This window comes from Sinorhizobium meliloti (genome assembly GCF_017876815.1).
GTDB classification, from domain to species: Bacteria; Pseudomonadota; Alphaproteobacteria; order Rhizobiales; family Rhizobiaceae; genus Sinorhizobium; species Sinorhizobium meliloti.
The window spans coordinates 226,425-243,209 of sequence record NZ_JAGIOS010000001.1 but is presented as its reverse complement, the minus strand read 5'-3'; the positions used below and the strand labels follow the sequence as shown (position 1 = coordinate 243,209).

The following is a 16,785-nucleotide window of genomic DNA, read 5'->3' as shown; positions in this document are numbered from 1 at the left end:
TTACCTGTCGCTCACCGCCCAGCGCGGATTGATCCACGGCTCCTGGTTCGAGCGGGCGAGCGGCTGTCTGCCGAGGATATGATCGGCGGACTTCTCGCCGGTCATGATCGAGGGGGCGTTCAGGTTGCCATAGGTGATGTGCGGGAAGATCGAGGAGTCGGCGACACGAAGCCCGTCGACGCCGATAACCCGGGTTTCCGGGTCGACCACGGCCATCGGGTCGTCCTTCGCACCCATCTTGCAGGTGCCGCAGGGATGATAGGCGCTTTCGAGATGCTCGCGCAGGAACCCGTCGATCTCCTCGTCCGTCTGCACCTTTTCGCCGGGCTGGATTTCGGGGCCGCGATAGAGGTCGAAAGCCTTCTGCCCGAAAATCTCGCGCGTGAGCCGCACGCAGTGGCGGAACTTCTCCCAGTCCTCCGGATGGCTCATATAGTTGAAGCGGATCACCGGGTCGGCCTTCGGGTCGGAGGAGCGGAGCGAGACGTTGCCGCGCGACTTGGAGAGGTTGTAGCCGACATGCACCTGGAAGCCGTGCGACTTCGCCGCCGCCTTGCCGTCATAGCTGATCGCCACCGGCAGGAAGTGGTATTGGATGTCCGGCTGCTTCACGCCGGGTGCCGAGCGCAGGAAGGCGCAGGACTCGAACTGGTTGGAAATGCCGAGGCCTCTTTTGAAGAAGAGCCATTGCGCACCGGCGACGCCCTGCCAGAACCATGGCAGCCAGGAATAGAGTGAAACCGGCTTCGTGCTCACCTGCTGGAAATAGAATTCCATGTGGTCCTGCAGGTTCTGGCCGACGCCGGGCCGGTCGACCTTTACGTCAATTCCCATCTCCTTGAGGTGCGCAGCCGGGCCGATGCCGGACAGCATCAGCAGCTTCGGCGAATTGAACGAAGAGGCGGAGACGATCACTTCGCGATTGGCCTTCACCACCTCGATCCGTCCGCCCCGCTCGATCTCCACGCCCGTCGCCCGGCCGTTCTCGATGACGATCTTGCGGGCGAAGCAACGGATGAGCTCGACATTCGGACGTTTGAGCGCCGGCCTCAGATAGGCGGAAGCGGCCGACCAGCGGCGGCCCCGCCATGTCGTCTGCTCCATCAGCCCGAAGCCCTCCTGCTTCGAGCCGTTATAATCCTCGGTGACTTCGAAGCCGGCCTCTTTTCCCGCTTCGATGAAGGCGTGAAAAAGGGGATTCTTGACCGGGCCGCGCTGGACGTGCAGCGGCCCGTCGGTGCCGCGCCAGCCCTCTTCGCCGCCATGCGAATGCTCCATCCGCTTGTAATAGGGCAGCACGTCCGCATAGGCCCAGCCTTGTGCGCCGAGTTCCTCCCAGCGGTTGAAGTCTTCCGAGTGGCCGCGGACATAGACCATGCCGTTGATCGAGGAGGAGCCGCCGATCACCTTGCCGCGCGGCGCGGTGATGCGCCTGTTGTTGAGGTTCGGCTCGGGTTCGGAGAGATAGCCCCAATTATAGCGGTTCATGCTCATCGGCCAGGCAAGCGCTGCCGGCATCTGGATGAACGGACCGACATCCGAGCCGCCGAACTCGAGCACGATGACCGAATTCCTGCCGTCTTCCGACAGGCGATAGGCGAGCGCGGAGCCCGCCGAGCCGGAACCGATGATGACGAAATCTGCCTGCATTCTCGCTGCTTTCTTTTTTGGATGCACTCGGCATGCCCCTCATCCGGCTGCCGCCACCTTCTCCACGCTCGCGGGGAGAAGGACACGCGGCGCCCGCTCAGTCCCTCTGCCGCCGGCGCGGAAGCTCGCTGCCTCCGGTCCCCTCTCCCCGCGAGCGGGGAGAGGGTTAGTCCTCGGGTTAAACCCGAGGAGAGGGGCAAGCGCCAACTTTCAATACGGCGCCTCGACCGGCCCCATGCCGACATAGACGGTCTTGAGCTCGGTATAGTGGTTGAGCGCCGCGACCGAATTCTCCCGCCCGAAACCCGATTGCTTGGACCCGCCAAAGGGGATCTCTACCGGGCAGAGATTGTAGGTGTTGATCCAGAGCGTGCCGGCTTCGAGCCGGTCGGCGACCCGGTGGGCGCGGGTGAGGTCCGCGGTGAAGACGCCGGCCGAAAGGCCGAATTCGGTGGCGTTGGCGCGTGCGATGACTTCCACCTCGTCGTCGAAGTCGAGCACGCACATGACCGGTCCGAAGATTTCTTCGCGCGCGATCGTCATCCCGTCGGTGACGTCGGCGAAGACGGTCGGCTGGATATAGGTGCCTTCGCCGCTCACATTATTGGGAATGCCGCCGCCGGTGACGAGGCGGGCGCCTTCCGCCTTGCCCTTCCCGATATAGGAGAAGACCTTGTCGCGTTGCGCCGCCGAGACCATCGGACCGAGCTGCGTCGCCTCGTCCAGGGGGTCGCCGATGACGATCGCTTCGGTGCGTTCCTTGAGGCGGGCGAGGAAAGGCTCCTTGATCTTCCTTTGCACGAAGACGCGCGTGCCGTTGGAGCAGACCTGGCCGGTCGAATAGAAATTGCCGAGCATGGCGCCGCCGATCGCGCTTTCGAGATCGGCATCGTCGAAGACGATCAGCGGCGACTTGCCGCCGAGCTCCATGGTGACGTGCTTGAGTTCGGCCGCCGCGGCGCCCGCGACTTTTTTGCCCGTCGGCACGGAGCCGGTGAGCGACACCTTGGCGACGTCCGGATGGTTGACGAGGAGCGGGCCCGTCGCGCGGTCGCCCTGGATGACGTTGAACAGGCCCTTCGGCAGACCCGCTTCGATAAGGATTTCGGCGATCTTAAGCGCGCCGAGCGGGGTGTTTTCCGAAGGCTTGAACACCATCGCATTGCCGGCGACGAGCGCAGGCGCACCCTTCCAGCAGGCGATCTGCTGCGGATAGTTCCAGGCGCCGATGCCGACGCAGACGCCGAGCGGCACCCGCTTCGTATAGGCGAAGTCGCCGCCGAGCGGGATATAATCGCCGTTGAGTGCGGCGGGCGCGACGCCGCCGAAGAATTCGAAACTGTCGGCGCCGGACGTCGGGTCGGCGACGATGGTTTCCTGGATCGGCTTGCCGGTGTCGAGCGTTTCGAGTTCGGAAAGCTCGCGGTTGCGCTGGCGCATGAGCTCGGCGGCCCGCTTCAGGATGCGGCCGCGCGCCGTCGGGCTCATCGCCGCCCATTCCGGCTGCGCGCGCTTGGCCGCGGCGATCGCCTTCTCGACGATCCCAGGCGTTGCGGCATGGAGCCGGGCGATGATTTCGCCGGTCGCCGGATAGATGCTCTCGATCACCGTGCCGGCGGCGTCCTCGACATATTCGCCGTCGATGAAGTGCGAGGCTTTCGGTTGGGCTCTCATCTCATTCTCCTCGCGGATAGCGTTTGGATTCCTCGAGAGTGTCGAGGTTCATGTGGTTGCGCATGTAGCGCTCCGATGCCTTTTGCAGCGGCTGGTGGTCCCAGGGGTAGTAGGCGCCGTTGCGAAGCGCTTCGTAGACCACCCAGCGCCGTGCCTGGCTCTCGCGCACGGCAGCGTCGAAGGCTTCCATGTCCCAATGCGCCGCGCGCATGTCGCGGAATGCCGTGAGCGTCGCCTGATCGACGGGCCCGCGCGGATTTTCCGCGAGGTTCGTAAGCTCCAGCGGATCTGCCTCGAGATCGAAGAGCTGCTCCGGATCGAGCGCGCAGTAGACATATTTCCACTTGCCCTCGCGGATGGCGACCAGCGGTGCATAGGAGGCCTCAGCCGCGTATTCCATCAGCACCGGCTCCGTGCGTTCGACGCCGTTGACCATCGGCACGAGGCTGACGCCATCGGTCCAGGGCCTCACTTCCTCGAGCGAAATGCCGGCGAGGTCCGCAAGCGTCGGCGTCACGTCGAGATTGGAGGTCGGCGTCAGATGCAGGCCGGGTGCGATACCCGGGCCGGCAATCATCAGCGGCACGCGCGCCGAGCCTTCGAAGAAGTTCATCTTGAACCAGAGGCCGCGCTCGCCGAGCATGTCGCCGTGGTCGGAACAGAAGAGGATGAGCGTATCGTCGAGCATCCGCGTCCGCGTGAGCGTGTCGATCAGCTCGCCCACCTTCTCGTCGAGATAGGAGATATTGGCGAAATAGGCGCGGCGCGAGCGGCGGACATTCTCCTCGGTCACGTCGAAATTCTGGTAGTCGCAGGAGAGCATGATCCGTTGCGAATGCGGGTCCTGCTCGTCGAGGGGAATGGCGCCGACCTCGGGCGTGAGGTGCTCGCAATCCTCGTAGAGATCCCAGAATTTCCGCCGCGCGACATAGGGGTCGTGCGGGTGGGTGAAGGAGACGGTGAGGCACCAGGGACGCCGGCTCTCGTCGTCGTTCTCCCGCGAAAGCTGGTAGAGCTTCTGGTTTGCGAGGAAGGCCACCTCGTCGTCATATTCCATCTGGTTGGTGATTTCGGCGACCCCGGCGCCGGTGACGGAGCCGAGATTGTGATACCACCAGTCGATCCGCTCGCCCGGCTTGCGGTAATCCGGCGTCCAGCCGAAATCGGCGGGATAGATGTCGGTCGTCAGCCGCTCCTCGAAGCCGTGCAACTGGTCCGGCCCGACGAAATGCATCTTGCCGGAAAGCGCGGTGTAGTAGCCGGCCCGGCGCAGGTGATGTGCATAGGTTGGGATCGACGACTGGTATTCGGCAGCATTGTCGTAGACCCGGGTGCGGCTCGGCAATTGCCCGGCCATGAAGGATGCGCGGGCAGGGGCACACAGGGGCGACGAGGTGTAGTTGTTGTGGAAACGCGCCGACCGCTTGGCCAGCGCCTTCAGGTTGGGCGCATGCAGGAAGTCTGCAGGCCCGTCCGGAAAGAGCTTTCCGTTCAACTGGTCCACCATGATGATCAGAATGTTGGGCTTACCGGTGGTCACTGGTCGGTTCCTCGATGGTTCGAATTCTTGCTCGTCTTGCTTGGTTCAGGTGGAAATTGCCCCTCATCCGGCTGCCGCCACCTTCTCCCCGCCGGCGGGGAGAAGGGACATGCGGTGCTGCCGAAGTTCCCTCTCCCCGCACGCGGGGAGAGGGTTAGTCCTCGGGTTAAACCCGAGGAGAGGGGTATTTCCCGTCACCATTCGCCCGTAAATGCGCATTCACATAATCTTCCGTGAGCGCGACCGATGCTTCGATGCTGATCGGCGCCGACTTCAAACTTTGCCGGATGTAGAGCCCGTCGATCATCGCAGCCGCGCCTTCGGCGATGCGCTCCGCGTCGTCCGCCGGGCAGAGCGCTCTCAGGCCCACAAGCAGATTGGAGCGCAGCCGCCGTGCATAGATCACGAGCAGCCGCCGCACCTCCTCCGACCGTTGCGCCTCCGAATAGAAGGCGAGCCAGGCGGCGACCGTCTCCGGCGCGAACTGATCGGCGCGGAAGCTCACGCGGATCAACGCGCTCACCCTTTCGCGCGGCGTCGCCGCCGCTTTCATTGCCGCGACGGCGTCGTCGCGCAATTTGCCCAGGAGGCTGCGGATCGTGGCGATCAGCAACTGCTCCTTGCTGCCGAAATAGTGATGCGCGAGCGCGGGTGAGACGCCGGCCGTCCGCGCGATCTCCGACATGGTCACCGCGAGCGTACCCTGATCGCCGATCACGCGCAGCGCCGCATCGACCAGCGCCTTGCGGCGCACCGGCTCCATTCCGACCTTCGGCATCTTCGAACTCCTCAGGTGCCAGCTTATTTTTGATTGATCCATCAATCAATAAAAAAATCTGCGCTTTTCTCTTTCTTTTTGCTTGGAAATCCGGCTCAATCAGCGGGAGGCGTCCATGCGCATCGGCATGACTGGAGGTTGAAATGGTTCACGCGTCCGATCCAGCCGGCAGAGAGGCCCTTGCCGGAAAATGGGGGTGGTTCGTCGCACTCGGCGTGCTTCTGATCATGTGCGGCGGCATCGCCTTCGGAAACCTGCTGATGGCGACAGTCGCCTCCGTCTATTACGTCGGTCTCATCATGCTGATCGGCGGCCTGCTCAATCTCGCCCACGCCTTTCAGGTCAAAAGCTGGGGGAGTGTCCTTTACTGGATATTGAGCGGCGCCTTCTACGCCGCAGCGGGCCTGTTCGCCTTCATCAATCCTGTCCTCGCCTCCTCCGTGCTGACGTTTCTGCTGGCCCTGGCGCTGATCGCCGCCGGTTGCTCCCGCATCTGGGTAGGGTTCAGGCTTCGGCCGCTCGGCGGCTGGGGGTGGATGGTCATCGGCGGCCTCGTGACGCTGCTAGCCGGCCTCATCATCGCCGCCGGCTGGCCGGTCGACAGTCTCTGGATACTGGGTCTTTTCCTGGCGGTCGATCTCGTCATGCAGGGGCTGGCCTCGATCGCCTTCGGGGTTCTTGCGAGGGGCTGAGCAGGCCTTTTCCGAAGCTTCATCAAACTTTCACATTCGCGAAAGATTTCGTTGACGCCTTGCTCCGATGCTGGCGCGCGTTTGTGTGTCCTATCCCTGGAGCCCGGCATGTCGGCCGCCCCCGCAGAAATACTGTCGCTTCGCCGTTTCGGCGACGACCAAATCGTGACGCTTGCCAAACTCGTCATCGAAAATGCCCTCCAGCCGATCGTGGAAGCGACGACCGGGGCGGTGTTCGGCTATGAATCCCTGATGCGCGGGTTCGAGCGCCTGGGCTTCGCCTCGCCGGTCGAGTTGCTCGACAAGGCCGAGGCCGCCGGACAGTTGCTCGCGCTCGAGCACCTGATCAACAGCCGCGCCGTCGCCGCCTTTGCCACGCTCCCGGACTTTTCGGCGCGCACGCTCTTTCTCAATTTCGATGCGAGGCTCATCGGCGGCGAGGGGGACATTGTCGAACGCCTCGTCAGCCACTTGAAGCGCGCGAATATCGCTCCTTCCTCGCTTTGCTTCGAACTGTCGGAACGCTTCGACAGCAGCAAGATGCCGGACTTCCCGGTGCTCGTGCGGCAACTGCGGCTCGCGGGCTTCAAGCTGGCGATCGACGATTTCGGCGCCGGGTTCAGCGGCTTGAAACTGCTCTGCGATCAGCCGGTAGACTATGTGAAGATCGACCGGCATTTCGTTTCCGAGATCGACAAGGATGCGCGCAAGCGCCACCTTGTCCGCCACACGGTCAATATGGCCCATGCTCTCGGGACGCGGGTGATCGCCGAGGGTGTGGAGACGGAGGCGGAGTTTCTCGTCTGCCGCGACCTCGGTTGCGATCTGATGCAGGGCTATTTCATCGCGCGGCCGACGACGCATATCATGGAACTGCAGGCCGTCTATCCGCATCTCGAACCGACGAGCGGCACCCGGCGGCCCTCTTCGACGCTGGACAGCATCCTGATCCGGAAGGAGATCGAGCAGCTTCCGGCGGTGCGGGAGAGCGACGACCTCGATTCCGTGTTCCACCTTTTCCGGCTCAATCCGCGCCAGGCCTTCTTTCCGGTACTGAATGCCAATGGCGAACCGCGTGGCATCCTGCACGAGTACCACGTCAAGGAGATGATCTATCATCCCTTCGGTCGCGACCTCCTGAAGAACCGCCTCTATCAGCGCCGCATCTCGCATTTCGTCACGCCCGCGCCGATCGCCGATCTCGACACGCCCGCCGACGAGATGCTCAAGATCTTCGCCGGTATGGACGGGAGCGACTGCGTCATGCTGACGGAGAACATGCGCTATGCCGGCATTCTCTCCGCTTCGTCGCTCCTGAAGATCATCAACGAGAAGCAGTTGAAGATGGCCCAGGAGCAGAATCCGTTGACGGGCCTCCCCGGCAATCGGGCGATCCGCGATTATGTCCAGAACGCGATCCTGGACGGCGATCAGGCCCGCTACTTCTGCTATTGCGACTTCGACGATTTCAAGCCCTTCAACGACACATATGGTTTCCAGAAGGGGGATCTCGCGATCACCCTGTTCGCGGCGCTCCTGCGGCGCCACTTCATCGGCGAAGAAAAATTCCTTGGTCACGTCGGAGGCGACGATTTCTTCATCGGCATCGACGGCTGTACCGAGGAGGATATCCGGGGCGTCCTTTCACGCCTGATCGACGACTTCCGCTCGGACGTCCGCCAGCTCTATTCGCCCGAGCATCTGTCGGCGGGACGGATCAGCGGATATGGCCGCGACGGCCTCACGAAGGCTTTCCCACTGATGCGCTGTTCGATTGCGGTACTTGTGCTTCCCGAAGGCCTTGTCCTCTCGGACGGCCAGACCGTGAGCAAGCGGATTGCGGAGATAAAGGCGCGCGCCAAGGCGAGCGAAGAAGGTCTCGTCATGGAGCCCCTCGACCGCGCCTGAGCAGCGATGCAAGGCGACCTTTCCCGAGCGGCAGGAGGGCTATAGGTATAGGCGGAACCGTTTTGCGAGGATGCCGTCATGACCCTTCCGACAGAAATGACCTACGTCGATCTGCCTGGCCCCGGAGGGCCGGAGAATATGGTGCTGGCGCGAGGGCCGCTGCCTGAGGTCCGGCCCGGCGACATTCTGATCCGCGTCGAAGCTTTCGGCATCAATCGGCCGGACGTCCTGCAGCGCAAGGGAGACTACCCGCTGCCCGCTGGGGCGAGCCCCATCCTCGGGCTCGAAGCTGCGGGCGAAGTGGTTGCTCTCGGCGAGGGAGCGACCGGCTTCTCGACCGGCGACAAGGTCTGCGCTCTTGCCAATGGCGGCGCTTACGCGGAATATTGCGCGGTTCCCGCCACGCAGGCCCTTCGCTGGCCCAAGGGCTACGATGCCGCGAAGGCGGCAGCCCTGCCGGAGACCTTCTTCACCGTCTGGGCCAACGTCTTCGACATGGCCCGCCTGAAGTCCGGCGAAACATTCCTCGTCCATGGAGGATCGAGCGGTATCGGTACGACCGCGATCCAGCTTGCGAGGGCCTTCGGTGCGGAGGTCTTCGCGACCGCCGGCAACGCTGCGAAGTGCGAGGCCTGCGAAGCACTCGGGGCGAAACGTGCGATCAATTATCGCGAGGAGGATTTCAAGGCTGTCGTGCTGCAAGAGACCGGCGGCCGCGGGGTCGACGTCATTCTCGACATGGTGGGCGGGCGCTACTTCGATCGCAACATTGGCAGCCTCGCCAAGGACGGGCGCCTGTCGATCATCGCTTTCCTTGGCGGCGCCCGGGTGGACGGCGCCAACATTGCGCCAATTCTCATGAAGCGCCTGCAGGTAATGGGCTCGCTGCTCCGCCCGCGCACCGCCGCCGAGAAGCAGGCGATCCGCGACGGGCTTGCGGAAAAGGTCTGGCCGCTGCTGGAGGGGGGCGACGTTGCACCGGTCATCCAGGCGGTCCTGCCCTTCGCCGAGATTGCCGGCGCCCATCGGCTGATGGAGGAGGGCGATCATATCGGCAAGATCGTGATGCGGATCGGGTAGCAAAAAACAATAAGACGATGGTCGGCCTTGTATTGGCGCAAAGATCGCGTACGTTGAGATCAACGTCAACGAACAGAAAGGAAGGTGATCCAATGTCTAATGAGATTTCGGACCTCGCAATGGACATGGGAGAGGTGAAGGAGTCGAGGCAGCCCTCGGCCTGATAGCCGCCTTCCTTTGGGTCTCAGCACCCGGCCATTGTGAGGCCAAAGCTCATGGAAGGGCCGCCGAAGGGCGGCCCTTTTCCATTAGACCGAGCGCCGCTCATCTCAGATCCCGAAGCGGCCGAGTGCCGGTATCTTGACGCCGGGCCGCGCGACGTCGAAGCCCGCCACCAATCCCATGAAATGCAATTCCAGCCCACTGCGCCACCCGGCCGAGACGCCGGCGAGGCCGTAAAGCGTTGCGTGCAGGTCGCGGCCGTCGGCATCGACATGGAACAGTTTCCCCTCCGGCAGATAGTCGCGCCCGACTGCATCCGGCGGCAGCACGGCGTCGAGCTCCGACACCGATCGCAAGACATGGGCGACGAAGGTGTTGGAGTTTGGCCCGGGCCAGAGACGATAGGCGCCCGGCGAAGAATAGGGATAAGCCTCGATCGCCTTCTCGATCTTCGGGATCAGGCGCTTGGCTTCCTCGCCCCTGACTGCCACGACGATGCGCGGCTCGTTCGAATACCAGCGTCCGTCGGCCGGATAAGCGTTCCTGCGGATCGGCTTGCCCCAGCCGACCTTTTCATAACGGTTATAGGTCGACGCTCCTTCGTCTTTGGTGACGATCCAGGCGTGGCTTGCCACCGCGCCCTTCATGCCTCCGGTGGTCGCCGAGAAGACGTATATCGCCGCCTGCGGGCTCGCAGCCGCATCCGCCAGAATTCCTGACGACGACCAATCCGCGTCGTGCCAGCTCTGCGGCCGCTCCTTGAGGTACCACAGCCCCGCCGAGGCGAGCGCCGGAAGCAGGTAGACGACGGCGAAAACGAGAAAGAGCTTGCGGAGGAATTTCATCTACGGTGACTTTTCTGCCGTGGGATTCCTGATAGATGCATATCCGAATCTTGGAAAATTGAGGGCAGCCGATGTCGAATCCGGTTCTGGTCGAAGTAACGCGCGGAAATCTGGTCGAAAGCCGCCATCGGGGCATGATCGTCGCCGTCGATGGCGACGGAAAGACGCTGTTTTCCCTTGGCGAAACGGATGCCCACATCTTTCCTCGCTCCGCCTGCAAGGCAATGCAGGCCCTGCCGCTGATCGAAAGCGGTGCCGCCGACGCCAACGGCTTCGGCGACCGGGAATTGGCGCTGGCCTGCTCGTCGCATTCGGGAGAGCCGGAACATGTGGCGCTCGCCGCCAAGATGCTGTCCGCTGCGGGGCGGGACGTTCAGGCGCTTGAGTGCGGCGCCCATTGGTCCTCCGACCAGAAGACCCTGATCGCACAGGCCCGCTCACTCGAAGCGCCGAGCGCGCTCCACAACAACTGCTCCGGCAAGCATGCGGGCTTCGTCTGCGCCTGCTGCCATTCCGGTACCGAGGTCAAAGGCTATATCGGCTATGACCACCCGATCCAGCAGGAAATCCGCGGCGTCATGGCGGAGCTGACGGGAGCAGTTCTTGATCGCGACAATTGCGGCGTCGACGGCTGCTCGATCCCGACCTACGCACTCTCGATGAGGGGACTTGCTCACGGCTTCGCCAGGATGGCGAGCGGAGTCGGTCTCGGTGCGGAGCGGGCGCGTGCCTCGAAGCGTCTGATCGAAGCCTGCATGGCCGAACCCTTCTTCGTCGCGGGCACCAAGCGCGCCTGCACACGGCTGATGAAGACCGCTCCCGGCCGCATTTTTACGAAGACCGGCGCCGAGGGCGTATTCTGTGCTGCGATACCGGAAAAGGGCATCGGCATAGCGCTGAAATGCGAGGACGGCACGACCCGGGCCGCCGAGGCGATGGTCGCCGCGACGCTTGCGCGCTTCTTCTCGGACGATGCCGAAATCCATGAGGCATTGATGGCTCAGGCCAATCATGCGATGCGCAACTGGAACGGAATTCACGTCGGGGACGTGCGGGTGGTGACGGAAGCCTTTGCCGCCTGACGCGATACCGCTCAGGGCTTGTCAATCGCGGCGATTCGATCTTCTGTGCTTCGGCGCCGCCGTCGGCCGCGCATTTTGGGAGGAAGAACGATGCTGAAACTGTTTTATACGCCCGGAACCTGCTCGCTTGCCTCGCACATCGCGTTAGAGGAAGCCGGTGCCGGCTATGAAGTGCATCGGGTCGATTTTTCCAAAGCCGAGCAGACCAAGCCGGACTACCTCACCATCAACCCCAAGGGGCGGGTGCCCGCCCTCGTGACCGACCGTGGTATCCTGACCGAGACGCCGGCCATTCTCGCCTATATCGCCCAGAGCTTCCCGAAGGCGCGGCTTGCGCCGCTTGACGATCCTTTCGAGTTCGCTCGGCTGCAGTCGTTCCTGAGCTATCTCTGCTCGACAGTCCACGTCGCCCATGCCCATGCCCGTCGAGCCGCGCGGTGGGCAGACGACCCGGCAGCGCAGGAGGCGATGAAGGCCAAGGTGCCGCAGAATATGGCCGACTGCTTCGCGCTGATCGAGCGCACGATGTTCGTCGGCCCCTTTGTCAGGGGCGACGCCTACTCGGTCGCCGATCCCTACCTCTTCACCATCGCCGGCTGGCTCGAGTCGGACGGTGTCGATCCGGCCCGGTTTCCGCGAATCCTCGACCATCGCAACAGGATGGCCGAGCGTCCGGCCGTCGCCAAGGTTCTGGCTGAAGTGCAGTCGTAGCGGCAATCGGCACGAGATCGGCGGAGCCGAAGCGTTCAAGCGGGCGTTGGTTACCTTTGGACGCAGAGATTCTCCGTCGCAGAGCGGGGCCATGGCCATCCGGGGAACGGCAGATCCGCGAGTTCGCGTTCATTCATACGGGAGAGATCCGGATGCTGGAGAGGGTCGCGCATCCAGTCGGAAGCGAGTCCTCGAACAGTCTCGGACGAGGCCCCGGGGCGCTTCAGTATTGAGAAAACCTTCAGCATGACGTCACCGTTCAGCTCGGATTGGGGTAGCGCAGTCGGTCTCGCCGGCCGCTCAACCCTTCAACCTGTTGTAGGAGCATCCGCCTCTTTGCCGAAGTTTGCAATTGAGATTGCGACGGCAGCAGTTTAGAAAAACTATATGAAAGATCTGAATTCGGTTCACCTGAACGGATTGCGCGCGGCCGAAGCGGTCGGTCGCCTCGGCTCGCTCGCCGCTGCGGCGGAGGAGCTCGGCGTCACCGCCGGCGCCGTCAGCCAGCAGATCGCCAAGACCGAGGCGCAACTCGGTCGTACGCTCTTCGAGCGCTCGCCGCGGGGGCTTGTGGTTTCGGATAGCGGGCGCGCGCTACTGACGCGATTGTCGAGCGCCTTCAGGGAACTCGCCGAGGCAGTCGCGCAGGCACGCCGCCGTGACGAATCGGTATTGACGGTGTCGGTCGCGCCGGTCTTTGCGGCGCGCTGGCTCGTCTACCGGCTGGACCGCTTCGCCGAGCATCATCCGGATATCCGGCTGAGGATCGACGCGACCACGACGCTCGCCGATCTGGAGACCTCCGATGTCGATCTCGGCATCCGCGTCGGGGCTGGACGCTGGCCCGGCGTGCGATCGGAACTGCTGCTCGAGCAGGAGGTCTTCCCGGTCTGCTCGCCGGCACTGGCCGCCGGACTTCGTGAGCCCGCGGACATTTTGAAACTGCCGGCGGTGATCGATGCTCATGCGATGTTTTCCTGGGAGCTATGGCTGAAGACCGCCGGCCTCTCCGGTGCGGCTATGACGGTGCGCCACACCTTCAACGACGCTTCCCTGGCGCTCGATGCGGCGATTGCCGGCCAGGGGGTGATGCTTGCCTGGCAGACGCTTGCCGGCTACGCGCTGCTGAGGGGGTCTCTGGTGGCGCCTTTCGGCATTCGCGCCAAGACCGGCTTCGGGCACTACTTCGTCACCTCCGTCTCACGCCGCGAAAGCAAGGGCGCAGCCGCCTTCAAGCGCTGGGTACGCGAGGAGGTCGAGGAAGGAATGCGGCAGCTCGCGGCTATGGCGGGATGAGGAGACCTTTGCTCTCCGGCCATGTGCCTTATTCCGGCTCCTTCAGCCGTTCCTCCATCATTGCCTTGAAGGCGGGGCGGGATTGGCAGCGCGCCAGCCAGGCCTTGACCTGAGGGTGCCTTTCGAAGAGGTCCGTCTGGCTCATCGTGTAGCGGAAAACCTCCGCGAGATTGAGGTCCGCGACGGTAAAGCGGTCACCCACCACGTAGTCGCGTTCGGCGAGGTGCGTTTCGAGTACGGCAAAGGCTTTCTCGAGCGAGCGGGCGCAGGCCGCGATCTCCGCCCGCCCTTCCGGCGTCTCCTCGATCCCGTTGTCATGGGCGAGTACGATCTTCACCGCATGCGGCTCGACCTCAGTCGCCGCCCACATCGTCCAGTTGCCGATCTGCCCTTCCTCCCGGATATCGGCCGGTGCCAGCGGTCCGCCATGTTTGCGGGCGAGATAAAGATTGTTGGCGAGCGACTCGGTCAGCACCAACCCGTCATCCTCGATCGCGGGTATGAGGCCCATCGGGTTTATGGCGAGGAAGCCCGGCGACTTCGTATTGAGGGGGGCATCCGCGGCCAGCGGATCGGCGACCCGGCGCGCCTGGACAACCGGCACCGACCGGAAGGGCAGGCCGAGTTCCCCCGCCATCCAGTAGTTGCGCGACGCGCGCGAACGGTAAACTCCATAGATCGTCAGCATTCCTGCCGTCCTCCGATTGTACGTTCAGCTCCTTACAGCGCTGCGCGCCCGATAGGCCGCGCAAAGGTCGCTGTAACTCCTGCATGGTTATGCAGTAGGCCATCGCCGTCCTCGGCAGAAGCCGTCGGCAATGATAGGTCGCATGAATTCTTTTGATGCGAAGTGGTTCTGCGCAACCTTTAGACGATTTTTCGCTGTGGAGTTTAGGGAAGCATAACCTCTTTTCGCTAAACCTGCGCGAGCGCCGCTCCTTCGGAGGTTTCGCTTGGCAAGAAAAACGTCCCGCAGCATCCGATATGCCGACCTGAACGCGGACGACAATGCGGAGACGCGTCGGCTGATCGATGCCGGCAGCCGCCTTGCCGAGGAGGTCGCGCGTCTCTTTCCGCCCGAGCCCGACATGGCCGACCGCCACTACTGGCTCGAAGCGATGATCAACCACGTTCCCGATTATATCTATGCGAAGGATACGGCGGGGCGCTTCCTGATCGCCAACGAGGTGACGGTTGCCGACAACGGCCTCGAAAGCCTGCGCGACCTCGTCGGCAAGACCGATTTCGATCTGCACCCGCACGAGTTCGCCCAGGCCGTCGCCGATACCGAGCGACGCGTTTTGGAAACCGGCGAACCGATCTTCGGCATCGAGGAACGCGCCATCGTGACCAAGGACCGCGATCGCTGGCTGATGACCTCGAAAGTGCCCTTGCGCAGCAAGAGCGGGAGGATCATCGGTATCGTCGGCATCTCGCGCGATATCAGCGATCGCAAGGCCGCGGAGCGCCTGCTCGAAGGTCAGGCCCGGCTGCTGGAAATGATCGCCAACGGCAAGCCCCTTGGCGAGTTCTTCCACGAGCTGGTGCTGCTGATCGAAGCGCTGCTGCCCGGGATCAAGGGCTCCATCCTGCTCCTTTCGGAGGATGGCCGGCATCTCCTGCACGGCGCTGCCCCCAGCCTCGACGCGGGCTTTTGCGCTGCCATCCATGGCCTCGAGATCGGCCCTGCGGCCGGCTCCTGCGGAACGGCCGCCTGGTGCGGCGAACAGGTGATCGTTTCCGACGTCTTCGCCGACCCGCTCTGGGAGGAATACGCGCCTCTCCTGAGGCCTTCCGGCCTCCGTTCCTGCTGGTCCACGCCCATCCTGTCGCGCGAGCGAAAGGTGCTCGGGACATTCGCGCTCTATGCGCAGGAGGTCGGAACGCCGAGCGAGCAGCAGCAGGAACTGATTGCCATGGCCGCTCATCTCGCCGGAATAGCAATCGAGCGCAAGCGGGCGGAGGACCGCATCGGTTTCATGGCCCATCACGATGCCTTGACGGGGCTGCCGAACCGCGTGCTTTTCGAGGAGCAGGTCGCCGGCATGCTCGAGGAGATCCGCGAGCGGGATCAATGGGCCGTGCTCGCCTTTCTCGACCTCGACGATTTCAAACTGATCAATGACAGCCTTGGGCACGCCACCGGTGACGAGCTCCTGAAGATCGTAGCCGGGCGCATGCGGGCCGCCGTCCGGAGATCCGATTCCGTCGTGCGCGTCGGCGGCGACGAGTTCATCATCCTCCTGAACGGCCTGCCGAAGGAGCGGGACGTCGTGCTATCGCGGCTGGAGGATATCCGCACTGCAATCGCCATGCCGGTGCAGTTGCAGGGCCGCTCTCTGCAGGTGAGCTGCAGCATGGGCGTGGCCTGCTTCCCCAACCAGGGCAAGACGGCGGGCGAACTGCTCGCCAATGCCGACATGGCCATGTACCGCGCCAAGGAGCTCGGCCGCAACAACATCCAGGTCTTCACCGAGGAGATGGCCGCCAGAGCCCATGAAAAACTCCAGTCGCAAGAGGAGCTTCGCGAGGCGCTTGCGCGGGAGGAGTTCCTGCTGCATTTCCAGCCGCAGATGAGCCTCGAGACCGGCCGCATCTTCGCTGCGGAGGCGCTGTTGCGCTGGCAGCACCCGGTGCGCGGCATCATCTCGCCTGCGGCATTCATCCCGCTCGCCGAGGAAACCGGTCTGATCGTGCCGATCGGAGATTGGGTCCTGCGCACCGCCTGCCGCCAGTTGAAGGCCTGGCAGGACGCCGGCCTGCCGCCGCTGATCGTCAGCGTCAATGTTTCCGCGCGGCAATTCCGCGAGCGCAACTGGGCAGCGCGTGTGGCGGCGGTTTTGGAGGAAACCTGCCTCGAGGCCCGTTACCTCGAACTCGAGCTCACCGAAAGTCTGATCATGCAGGACGTGCCGGGAGCGATCGCCACAATGCATGCGCTGGAGGCGATCGGCGTGCACCTTGCCATCGACGATTTCGGGACAGGCTATTCGAGCCTCAGCGCGCTCAAGCGCTTCCCGGTGCGCCGGTTGAAGATCGATCGGTCCTTCGTGACGGACATTCCGCACGATGCCGACGACATGGCGATTACTTCCGCGATCATCTCGCTTGCGCAGAAGCTCGGTCTGCGCGTCATTGCCGAGGGTGTCGAGACGGAGGCCCAGGTCGAGTTTCTGCAAAAGAGCGGCTGCGACGAGATCCAGGGCTACTTCTTCAGCCAGCCCTTGCCGGGCGAGGATTTCGAAGTGCTGCTTTCCTCTGAGCGGCGGTGATGTTCGCGAGCGGCCGTAAATGCAATCTGGTGCCACAGGGGAGCGGTTTCCGCTTGCGTCCCGTTCCGACTTGCCGATAACCATTCGAGACGGCT

General features: G+C 63.5%; 13 protein-coding genes. 7 read left to right on the top strand and 6 right to left on the bottom strand.

The window, feature by feature from the left end; translation table 11 throughout:
* The 4 genes from betA to betI all read right to left on the bottom strand — a co-directional run bounded on the left by betA (window position 1) and on the right by betI (window position 5,642).
* A complete protein-coding gene (gene betA, locus JOH52_RS01180) occupies window positions 1-1,650 on the bottom strand; it encodes a choline dehydrogenase (protein WP_010968940.1) in 1,650 nt (549 codons plus the stop codon).
* A 210-nt stretch (window positions 1,651-1,860) separates the two neighbouring features.
* Window positions 1,861-3,324 (bottom strand): betaine-aldehyde dehydrogenase, encoded by a 1,464-nt coding sequence (gene betB / locus JOH52_RS01175; RefSeq protein ID WP_010968941.1) that lies wholly within the window; start codon window positions 3,322-3,324, stop codon window positions 1,861-1,863.
* A 1-nt stretch (window position 3,325) separates the two neighbouring features.
* The gene (betC, locus tag JOH52_RS01170; RefSeq protein WP_010968942.1) at window positions 3,326-4,864 is read right to left on the bottom strand and encodes a choline-sulfatase; all 1,539 of its coding nucleotides are present in this window, start codon (window positions 4,862-4,864) and stop codon (window positions 3,326-3,328) included.
* Between the two features lie 166 nt (window positions 4,865-5,030).
* Complete coding sequence (gene betI, locus JOH52_RS01165; RefSeq protein ID WP_010968943.1) at window positions 5,031-5,642, bottom strand: transcriptional regulator BetI; 612 nt, start codon at window positions 5,640-5,642, stop codon at window positions 5,031-5,033.
* A gap of 143 nt (window positions 5,643-5,785) precedes the next feature.
* Between betI and JOH52_RS01160 the strand changes: the two genes are divergently transcribed.
* The 3 genes from JOH52_RS01160 to JOH52_RS01150 all read left to right on the top strand — a co-directional run bounded on the left by JOH52_RS01160 (window position 5,786) and on the right by JOH52_RS01150 (window position 9,322).
* Entirely contained in the window at window positions 5,786-6,334 is a 549-nt protein-coding gene (locus tag JOH52_RS01160) for an HdeD family acid-resistance protein (protein ID WP_010968944.1), read from the top strand.
* 108 nt (window positions 6,335-6,442) lie between these two features.
* The gene (locus JOH52_RS01155; protein WP_010968945.1) at window positions 6,443-8,242 is read left to right on the top strand and encodes a GGDEF domain-containing protein; all 1,800 of its coding nucleotides are present in this window, start codon (window positions 6,443-6,445) and stop codon (window positions 8,240-8,242) included.
* A gap of 78 nt (window positions 8,243-8,320) precedes the next feature.
* On the top strand, window positions 8,321-9,322 hold the full coding sequence (locus JOH52_RS01150) for an NAD(P)H-quinone oxidoreductase (protein ID WP_013844124.1): 1,002 nt from the start codon (window positions 8,321-8,323) through the stop codon (window positions 9,320-9,322).
* A 269-nt stretch (window positions 9,323-9,591) separates the two neighbouring features.
* Here JOH52_RS01150 and JOH52_RS01145 read toward each other — a convergent pair whose 3' ends face one another.
* The gene (locus JOH52_RS01145; RefSeq protein WP_010968947.1) at window positions 9,592-10,329 is read right to left on the bottom strand and encodes a DUF3750 domain-containing protein; all 738 of its coding nucleotides are present in this window, start codon (window positions 10,327-10,329) and stop codon (window positions 9,592-9,594) included.
* Between the two features lie 71 nt (window positions 10,330-10,400).
* Here JOH52_RS01145 and JOH52_RS01140 point away from each other — a divergent pair, with 71 nt between their 5' ends.
* From JOH52_RS01140 to JOH52_RS01130, 3 genes are all read left to right on the top strand, one after another.
* Window positions 10,401-11,411, top strand: a complete 1,011-nt coding sequence (locus tag JOH52_RS01140; protein ID WP_014529107.1) for an asparaginase — start codon at window positions 10,401-10,403, stop codon at window positions 11,409-11,411.
* Window positions 11,412-11,501: 90 nt separating this feature from the next.
* Entirely contained in the window at window positions 11,502-12,122 is a 621-nt protein-coding gene (locus JOH52_RS01135; protein ID WP_003536681.1) for a glutathione S-transferase family protein, read from the top strand.
* 387 nt (window positions 12,123-12,509) lie between these two features.
* Window positions 12,510-13,418: a LysR substrate-binding domain-containing protein gene (locus tag JOH52_RS01130; RefSeq protein ID WP_010968949.1), complete on the top strand. Its 909-nt coding sequence runs from the start codon at window positions 12,510-12,512 to the stop codon at window positions 13,416-13,418.
* Between the two features lie 28 nt (window positions 13,419-13,446).
* On the opposite strand, the gene JOH52_RS01125 is transcribed toward JOH52_RS01130, so the two are convergent.
* Entirely contained in the window at window positions 13,447-14,106 is a 660-nt protein-coding gene (locus JOH52_RS01125) for a glutathione S-transferase family protein (protein ID WP_013844125.1), read from the bottom strand.
* A 265-nt stretch (window positions 14,107-14,371) separates the two neighbouring features.
* Between JOH52_RS01125 and JOH52_RS01120 the strand changes: the two genes are divergently transcribed.
* Window positions 14,372-16,690, top strand: coding sequence for an EAL domain-containing protein (locus JOH52_RS01120; protein WP_014529108.1), 2,319 nt, complete (start codon window positions 14,372-14,374; stop codon window positions 16,688-16,690).
* The last annotated feature ends 95 nt before the right edge of the window (window positions 16,691-16,785 follow it).